The sequence below is a fragment of the Streptomyces sp. NPDC087845 genome, from assembly GCF_044742755.1.
Taxonomy (GTDB): Bacteria; Actinomycetota; Actinomycetes; order Streptomycetales; family Streptomycetaceae; genus Streptomyces.
In genome coordinates, this window is record NZ_JBIUVC010000015.1 from 187,364 (window position 1) to 193,976 (window position 6,613).

8 protein-coding genes are annotated in these 6,613 nt (G+C 66.6%); 3 read left to right on the forward strand and 5 right to left on the reverse strand.

The window, feature by feature from the left end:
- Window positions 1-368 precede the first annotated feature (368 nt).
- Window positions 369-803: an ester cyclase gene (locus tag ACIOMQ_RS31840; RefSeq protein WP_362202878.1), complete on the reverse strand. Its 435-nt coding sequence runs from the start codon at window positions 801-803 to the stop codon at window positions 369-371.
- 923 nt (window positions 804-1,726) lie between these two features.
- Between ACIOMQ_RS31840 and ACIOMQ_RS31845 the strand changes: the two genes are divergently transcribed.
- Window positions 1,727-2,527: a DUF4279 domain-containing protein gene (locus ACIOMQ_RS31845; RefSeq protein ID WP_402191374.1), complete on the forward strand. Its 801-nt coding sequence runs from the start codon at window positions 1,727-1,729 to the stop codon at window positions 2,525-2,527.
- Between the two features lie 106 nt (window positions 2,528-2,633).
- On the opposite strand, the gene ACIOMQ_RS31850 is transcribed toward ACIOMQ_RS31845, so the two are convergent.
- Both ACIOMQ_RS31850 and ACIOMQ_RS31855 read right to left on the reverse strand, forming a co-directional pair.
- Window positions 2,634-2,891: a DUF6193 family natural product biosynthesis protein gene (locus ACIOMQ_RS31850; RefSeq protein ID WP_402191352.1), complete on the reverse strand. Its 258-nt coding sequence runs from the start codon at window positions 2,889-2,891 to the stop codon at window positions 2,634-2,636.
- 391 nt (window positions 2,892-3,282) lie between these two features.
- Window positions 3,283-3,882: a DUF6262 family protein gene (locus tag ACIOMQ_RS31855; protein ID WP_402191355.1), complete on the reverse strand. Its 600-nt coding sequence runs from the start codon at window positions 3,880-3,882 to the stop codon at window positions 3,283-3,285.
- Between the two features lie 614 nt (window positions 3,883-4,496).
- Here ACIOMQ_RS31855 and ACIOMQ_RS31860 point away from each other — a divergent pair.
- The gene (locus tag ACIOMQ_RS31860; RefSeq protein ID WP_401939911.1) at window positions 4,497-4,853 is read left to right on the forward strand and encodes a hypothetical protein; all 357 of its coding nucleotides are present in this window, start codon (window positions 4,497-4,499) and stop codon (window positions 4,851-4,853) included.
- A gap of 92 nt (window positions 4,854-4,945) precedes the next feature.
- Here the strand turns inward: ACIOMQ_RS31860 and ACIOMQ_RS31865 are convergent, their stop codons facing one another.
- Window positions 4,946-5,506 (reverse strand): hypothetical protein, encoded by a 561-nt coding sequence (locus ACIOMQ_RS31865; RefSeq protein ID WP_401939914.1) that lies wholly within the window; start codon window positions 5,504-5,506, stop codon window positions 4,946-4,948.
- A 294-nt stretch (window positions 5,507-5,800) separates the two neighbouring features.
- Here ACIOMQ_RS31865 and ACIOMQ_RS31870 point away from each other — a divergent pair, with 294 nt between their 5' ends.
- A complete protein-coding gene (locus ACIOMQ_RS31870; RefSeq protein ID WP_362202860.1) occupies window positions 5,801-6,070 on the forward strand; it encodes a DUF6228 family protein in 270 nt (89 codons plus the stop codon).
- A gap of 5 nt (window positions 6,071-6,075) precedes the next feature.
- Here the strand turns inward: ACIOMQ_RS31870 and ACIOMQ_RS31875 are convergent, their stop codons facing one another.
- Window positions 6,076-6,408, reverse strand: coding sequence for an integrase core domain-containing protein (locus ACIOMQ_RS31875; protein ID WP_362202857.1), 333 nt, complete (start codon window positions 6,406-6,408; stop codon window positions 6,076-6,078).
- Window positions 6,409-6,613: the final 205 nt, after the last annotated feature.

Genomic DNA, 6,613 nt, shown 5'->3' on the forward strand with positions numbered 1-6,613 from the left:
CTGCTATCCGGCCGTCAGAACTTCTGAACAGCCACGCCGGCTTTCTGTTCTGTTCCTACCCGGCCCCAGGAGGCCCGCGAGTTCGCGGAGGCTGAAGGGTGTTACTGCCGGGCGAGTAGCAGCCGCGGCGGACCCCGAGCCACGCTGATCAACACCACAGCGGTGCTTGAGGGTGTGTGTCGGTCACGGGGTGGTCGCTTGCTCGCTGGTCGGGGTGTTCTTCCTGGGGCGCGTCGGCGGGACCGGTCTGTCTCGTGTCAGGTGCGCGGCCGGGCTTGAGTTGTCGGCCCGATGGCTTGGCAGGCCGTCGATCGACGGCCACCGTGGGGGTCTGCCGGGCCGGATTCTCGTACAGGGAGGTCGAGCACCTATACGGCAGCAGGCAGTGCGCCGAGCTGCTGCATCAGCGAGAACAGGTTCGCGACGCCCCAGTGCTCGGTGATCTTCCCGTCGCGTACCCTCATGGCGTCCACGGTTTCGAAGCTGATCTGCTTGCCGGTGGGCGCGATGCCGAAGAACTCGCCCTTGTGGGTGCCGTGATACGTCTTGTACGTGGTGACGAGGTCGCCGTCGGCGGACTGCCAATGGATGATGGCATGGAAGTCGGGGAAGGCTTCGCGGAGCACCTGGTACAGCTGACGTGTGCCCGCCTTGTCGGCCGTACGTCCCGGCTGCGGTGTGTGGTCGAGGAAGTCGTCGGCGAACAGTTCGTCGAAGAGGACGAAGTCCCCGCCGCCTTGTACCTCCTCGGTGTTGCGACGGATGATCGCCTTGGCGGCCTCGCTCGGATTGTTCTCGCTCATGGCATTCCTTCGCGGAAGGTGCGGTCGGCCGGATCGGCCCACGCAGGTCTTGAACAGATGTCGGATAACCGAGGCCAGTCCGCCGTCGACGACGAGGGCAGATCCGGTCACATAGCTCGACAGACCCGATCCGAGCCCGCGACCGTCTGCGCCCGCCTGGCAGCTGCCCAACGAGAACAGATCCCCTTGAGTGACGGCTGACCAGAAACCGAGGCCGTTCTGCCATGCGGCACTCCGAGGCAACAACCGCCCCGGGGTGCGGCATGTGAGGGTGGGCCCGGCGTAGCCCGGGGCACTCGGCAGCTGCTCGGAGACGATCGCAGGCCGAGGTGGTCGGGGCGCGAGGCCATCCGGTCAGCGTTCCAGTTCCGCATGCCTGCTGAGGCTCCCGGTACGACTTCCCGCCCGCGCGGATGACACCTGCCGGGTAGCAACGATTCTTCCGGGGCCGGGCCCGGAGCATGATCGGCATGATTCGTCATCTGCGCCGCACCGTGCTCCTCACGGCCGTCTCGGCCCTCGCCGGGCTCGCGATGACCGCCGCCCCGGCCACCGCCACCGCAGTCGGCCCCATGCCCCCGCTGGTCAGGTCCCGTCCCCGCGTGAACTCCCTGAACCACCGGACGTGGTCAAGGCCCGTGAGCTGCTCGGGGACCTTGTCGTGGCCGACGAGGACGATGTCCCCGGGTACTCCCGGGCGAAGTTCCCGTACTGGATCACCCAGTACGGCACCTGTGACACCCGTGTTATCTGCGCTGCTGGTCCCGGAGACTCACAGAAAGCCAGTGGCAGGACAGCAATGTAGCTGAAGATCGTTGGAAGAGGCACGTGAGGCACAGCAGCCCCGGAGAAACCTGCTGGCCAGGTGCACGGTGACCCGTCACGGTGTCGCCGTGTCTGACGAACCGATAGAACTGTCGCCGATGCCGTCCTCGAAGTGGTCGGCTGGATCCCTGCGGATCACGAGCTGGACCATCTGTGCGAGTGAGATCTCGGTGCGGCTGGGCATCATCCCTGATCACGAGTACGAGCGGGGAAGCCTCTCAAGCCCACGGAACCCACTCAGCCGTCGGCGCGAGACCGCCGTCTGGATTCTCCAGAGCGGCCTGGACAACGACCGACGGCCAGAGGAACACGTCGCCGAACTCCTCCTCCGCCTGGCCGGCAAGCACGAGGCATTGGCGAGCCTGGCCGCCTACTGCAAGCTGGAGCTGTTCCTCGGCTTCGGCAGTGAGACAGGTCAAGGCGGATGCGCTCTCCCCTCCGCGCTCCTACGAAAGACCGGAGACCTCGGCCTCGACATCGCGCTGGACCTGTACCCGCAGGCAGCCGACGACTACGCCACTGCCGATGACGCGGCCGATGATCCTGGCCGGCCCGACGCCGAGGAAGGATGGGACGGCCCCTTCTATCGGGTCCGCACCGACGACTTCGAGATCCGGTTCCTCCCAGGTCCACACGAGGACCTCGGCGAGGTCTGCAACACCGATGCCGAAGTCCTCCTGCCTGACGGATCGCGGTGGGGCGCAACGATCCTGACCGTCGACGAGGCCGGCCGGCTGATGAACCGGTGGGACGGCACTGGAGAAGCCCTGAGCCGCCAGTACTTCTCGTGCCCCGACGGCCTGATCGTCCGCTCCCCAGGCATCACGGGAGTGGTGGATGTGATCGTAGGGCTGCTGGATGCGGGAGAGCTCCAGCACACCCTCAAACGACTGGTCTGATCGGCGTGACGGCTGCCAAGCCTTCGACCCCGTCTGTTCTCTCAGCCAGCCTTTTGGTGCGTCGGACGGTGCGTGGGTTGGTAGAGAGCCGGAAGGCGCCCTGAGGTCACTGGGTCTCGCGGCCGCGGAGGTCGTGCTCGGTTCCGGCGACCGCAGGCCCCCACGTCTCCTGCATGCGGGCGACGACGAGCGCGGCTGCTGCCTGTGCCGTGCAGGCGGGCTCCTTGGTGAACTCCTCGCCGCGGTGGTGCACCGCATACTGACCGCCGCCGAGCGGGTGGATTGCAGAGACGTCCCGTGAGAATGGGAACCCGGTGCACCTACTGAACATCAGGGTGCCGTGGCTGGTGAACGGCAACAGCACACGCAGCCGGGGCTCGGCGTAGGCCGCGCGGCGGCGAAGCCGGGAGCGGGCAGGAACCGGCCTGACAACCAGGGGAAGTCGCCGTCCTCGATCACGATCTCGCCGACTACCTCACCCTTCTTCAGCAGCCGTCAGACCTCGCCCACCGGCAACATATTCGCCGCCTCTCCCACGAACCGAAACCGTACGGAGAAGCCTTCCATACAGCTCCGACACTCCACCGGCGACCCTCATCGGTCACCAGGGCCGACGGCCCGACGGCCGTCGGCCCCAGCCACACGATTCAACCCCCACCTTTTCCACTTCGTTGCCCAGCGGACGAACTGAGGCGAGAAGCAGCCCTGGCCGAAGAAGCAGATCCTCATCACGGCGACGTGGATGCTACTGGTGGCTACCTAGGCGAGCTTGGAACCGCTCGAATCGATCGGGTGAGGGCTCTACGGACCGCAGTGACCTCGTCTTCCAGCTCGATCGTGCGGCGTTCGATCCTGCCAGCTCGCTCGGTCTGCTCGGCAAGTTGAGAGATCAGGAGCGCATTGTGGCTCTCCAGGTCCCGAATGCGGAGGAGAAGTACGGTCCGCTGGACGTCGTCGATCTCGGCTCCAAGGGCGAGCCTGACCCGATCCTGGAGTCGGTCCCGTTCCGTCTTCAGGCCCTTGATCTCTTCGCGGGCGAGTGCGAGGTCGGTCTGCAGGCTGGCTTCGCTGACCCGTTGCCTCGGGAGAATGGCAGCGGCCGGAATGCCGTGCCGGGCCTGTTCCTGGATGGCGGCTTGCACCGCCCGGTGGACGTCCGGGCTGTTGTAGACGAACCAGGTGGAGACGGCGGCCTTGCAGGCCACGCGCGCGACTGTGATCCGCTCGCCTGCGGCGATGAGGCTGGCGACGGCGTCGAGGCTCCGCTTGGTCTTGGTCTTGGCCTTGCCGTCGGCGATCCGTGCCTGCCGCAGCCGCTCTACACGGGCCTCGCGGGCAACGGTCGTCGGATCCATCACGGGGCCCTCCTGATGTCAGGGTGTCACCGCGGAAGAACGCCTGAGCGGCGCGGACTTTCCGCAGCTCCTTCGACGCCGCCTCCACCGCATCCCGTTCCTGTGGTGACAGACTGGCCAAGCGCTCGTCCATCTCGGCCAACACCTTTGCGTATGCCTCCAGTTGGTGATCGAAGTTCGCCAGCCTGGTACACCAGCAGCTGACTGCGGTGTCGGCCGGCAGCAACCGGAGGAAGGGTGACAAGACCCCGGGAACTGGAAGCCGCCGCTGCAGTCGTACTGGTGCACCTACAGCCGGGCCTGGATCAGCGTGAAGGCCAACTGCAACCTCACCGTCAACCCGGAGCGAGGTCAACGCCCTGTCCCAGATGCTCGACACCTGCGACGACTGACCCCGCCAGCCGGCACGCCAGACGGCACTGACTGGCAACTCGGCCGGTGAACCGTGCCGGAGTAACGGACGACCCCGTCCGCGCCTGACCCGCCGCAGGGGAGGAGAAGCAGGACACCCCGCCCCGGCCCTCTTCCCCCTGCGGCGACCCACCCCCAGGACTGCACCTCGTGATCGCGGTTCGCAGGTCATGCCTGCATGACGTTTACAAGGAGACAAGAGGATGAACACGTCGATGAGAACTGCAGCCGCAGGAGTGATCGGCATCGCCGAACCGGCTCTGACGATACCCACGGCGAGGGCAGTCGGCGAGAACACGAGCGAGGCAGCCGACGTCATCTGCGGCACCGATCGAGCGTCAGGGCTCACGGTGGGGACGGCCCACGCCAGGGACTGCGCCACAGCACTTGAGGTCGCGAGCGCCTACACGCGGAGCTGGAACGGCGGCGACGAAGGGGCCACGACCGTCCACGCCGCAGGATCCGCCTGGAACTGTCGGGAACAGCCGGGCCCGCTGAATCCATATCAGGAATGCGTCGAGACAGGCGGCACCGGCCGGTGGGCCACCGTGACGTCCTGATCAAGACGCCCGCCGTCCGCGCGTGGCTGGTCGACCGCAGCGTCCATGTACCGGTCTACGCGGCGAGCGGAGGTACCGGGCGAGCGGGCCCGCTACCCCGGGAAGGGGGCGACCACCTGTCCGCCGGCCAGCGCGTTGAGCCGCGCGGCCGCGTCGTCGTCGAGGAAGAAGAGCGTCATGGCCTGGCCGTTGTGCCGGACATGGAAGCGCCAGTCCCCGTGTTCCAGTTCGTCCATGAGATAGCCGACCACCATCAGGTCGGCCCAGTCGTCCCTGACGTCAATGGGCCAGTCGACCCGCCGGCCGTCGGCCGTGTATTCGATCCACGCCTCCTCCGCGCCGAGGTCGACGTGATCCCGCAAGCCGGACAGGGCGTCCGGCCGGCCGGCGATCCGGCACAGCTGCCGGGCGATCGCCACGTACGAACCCCGGCCGCGGACGCACTCGGTGTCGAAGTGCCACGCCCGGTCGCAGAACCACCGCTCCCACGGCTCCTCCTCGACCGCGCAGCCCAGCGCGAACAGCACCAGGTCGAATGGCTTGCGCTCGTATGCCTCCCGTGGCCCCGAGTACAGCAACTCGTCCACGGCCCGGCCGGCCGCGAGCGGCAGCCCCAGTGCCGCCAGCCTTTCCAGCTGATCTTCAAGACGCATGACCGGGATCGTAACCACCACTTCGGACAACGCCCCCGGAGGCTGTGAGGCGGGCTCCGCACCCAGGACCCCGCCGGTCGGCGGGACGGATGTGCGTGCGGCAGCTCTTACGGCCTTGGTACTGGTGGGCTCGCGTATTCAACTGTCGCCAGTTGATCAATCTGGCTCTCGAATCACTACTGACCGTGATGCTGCTGGCGGGGATCTGAATGTGGAGCCCCCAACGTTGACGGGAAGTAGCACCGCGTCGTATTGGCGATGACGCCGCCGTGTTGGCGTCCTTATCCTCAGTGGGTGAGTCTGATCGAGGTGGTTCCTGGGCAGGTCGAGCTCGTCGTTCGGGGGGCGGGGGCGCAAGCGCCCTCTATCCGGTTGTTCGACTGGTCGCGGACAGATGAGTTCGAGGTCGTATTCGCCGTGGAGGCCGTCGATGACGGCCTGCGTGCACGGATCGAGGCTGTGACCGTGTCTGCCTGGGACGGTGCGGGATACCTGACCGAGTTCCTCGATGGTCTTGCGCGCGACTTCCGCGGTTGGGAAGGTGAACCGCCCCGGGTTCGGTAGAGATCTCAGATTGTGGTTGTGACCTGGGGTTTCGTGGATTCCATGTAGTGATTGGCCTCGTACTCGACGGGCGGGACATGGCCTATCTCACCGTGGAGTCGGCGGTGGCAGTACCAGTCGATCCACTCGGCGGTGGCGAGCTCGACCTGGGAGAGCGTCTTCCAGGGCCGGCCGGGTTTGATCAGCTCGGTCTTGAACAGGCTGATCGTCGATTCCATCAGGGCGTTGTCGTAGGCGTCGCCGACCGAGCCGATCGATGCCGTGATCCCTGCTCGGCCCAGATGCTCGGCCAGCGCGAACGATGCGTACTGCGATCCCGCGTCCGAGTGATCTATCAACTCGCCCTGCGCGTAAGGTAATCCGTCTCCTGCCGCGGACGGCGCCGGTGATGCCGAGCTCGCGCATGAGGCGCTCGACGGTGCAGCGGTCTTGACGCTGGGATGACGCCTGCTCCGAGGTTCTGGCCGAGCCGCATGGCTCTGTTCGCTGGGGCGATCACGAGGTGATTTGGGTATCTCGGACCATGGCAGGCAGCTCAGTTCC

What these genes read in the sequence shown, in the direction of transcription:
- ACIOMQ_RS31840 (WP_362202878.1), bottom strand. Translation starts at nt 803, where the DNA reads ATGAGCGAGAACAATCCGAGCGAGGCCGCCAAGGCGATCATCCGTCGC.
- ACIOMQ_RS31845 (WP_402191374.1), top strand. Translation starts at nt 1,727, where the DNA reads ATGCCGTCCTCGAAGTGGTCGGCTGGATCCCTGCGGATCACGAGCTGG.
- ACIOMQ_RS31860 (WP_401939911.1), top strand. Translation starts at nt 4,497, where the DNA reads ATGAACACGTCGATGAGAACTGCAGCCGCAGGAGTGATCGGCATCGCC.
- ACIOMQ_RS31855 (WP_402191355.1), bottom strand. Translation starts at nt 3,882, where the DNA reads ATGGATCCGACGACCGTTGCCCGCGAGGCCCGTGTAGAGCGGCTGCGG.
- ACIOMQ_RS31865 (WP_401939914.1), bottom strand. Translation starts at nt 5,506, where the DNA reads ATGCGTCTTGAAGATCAGCTGGAAAGGCTGGCGGCACTGGGGCTGCCG.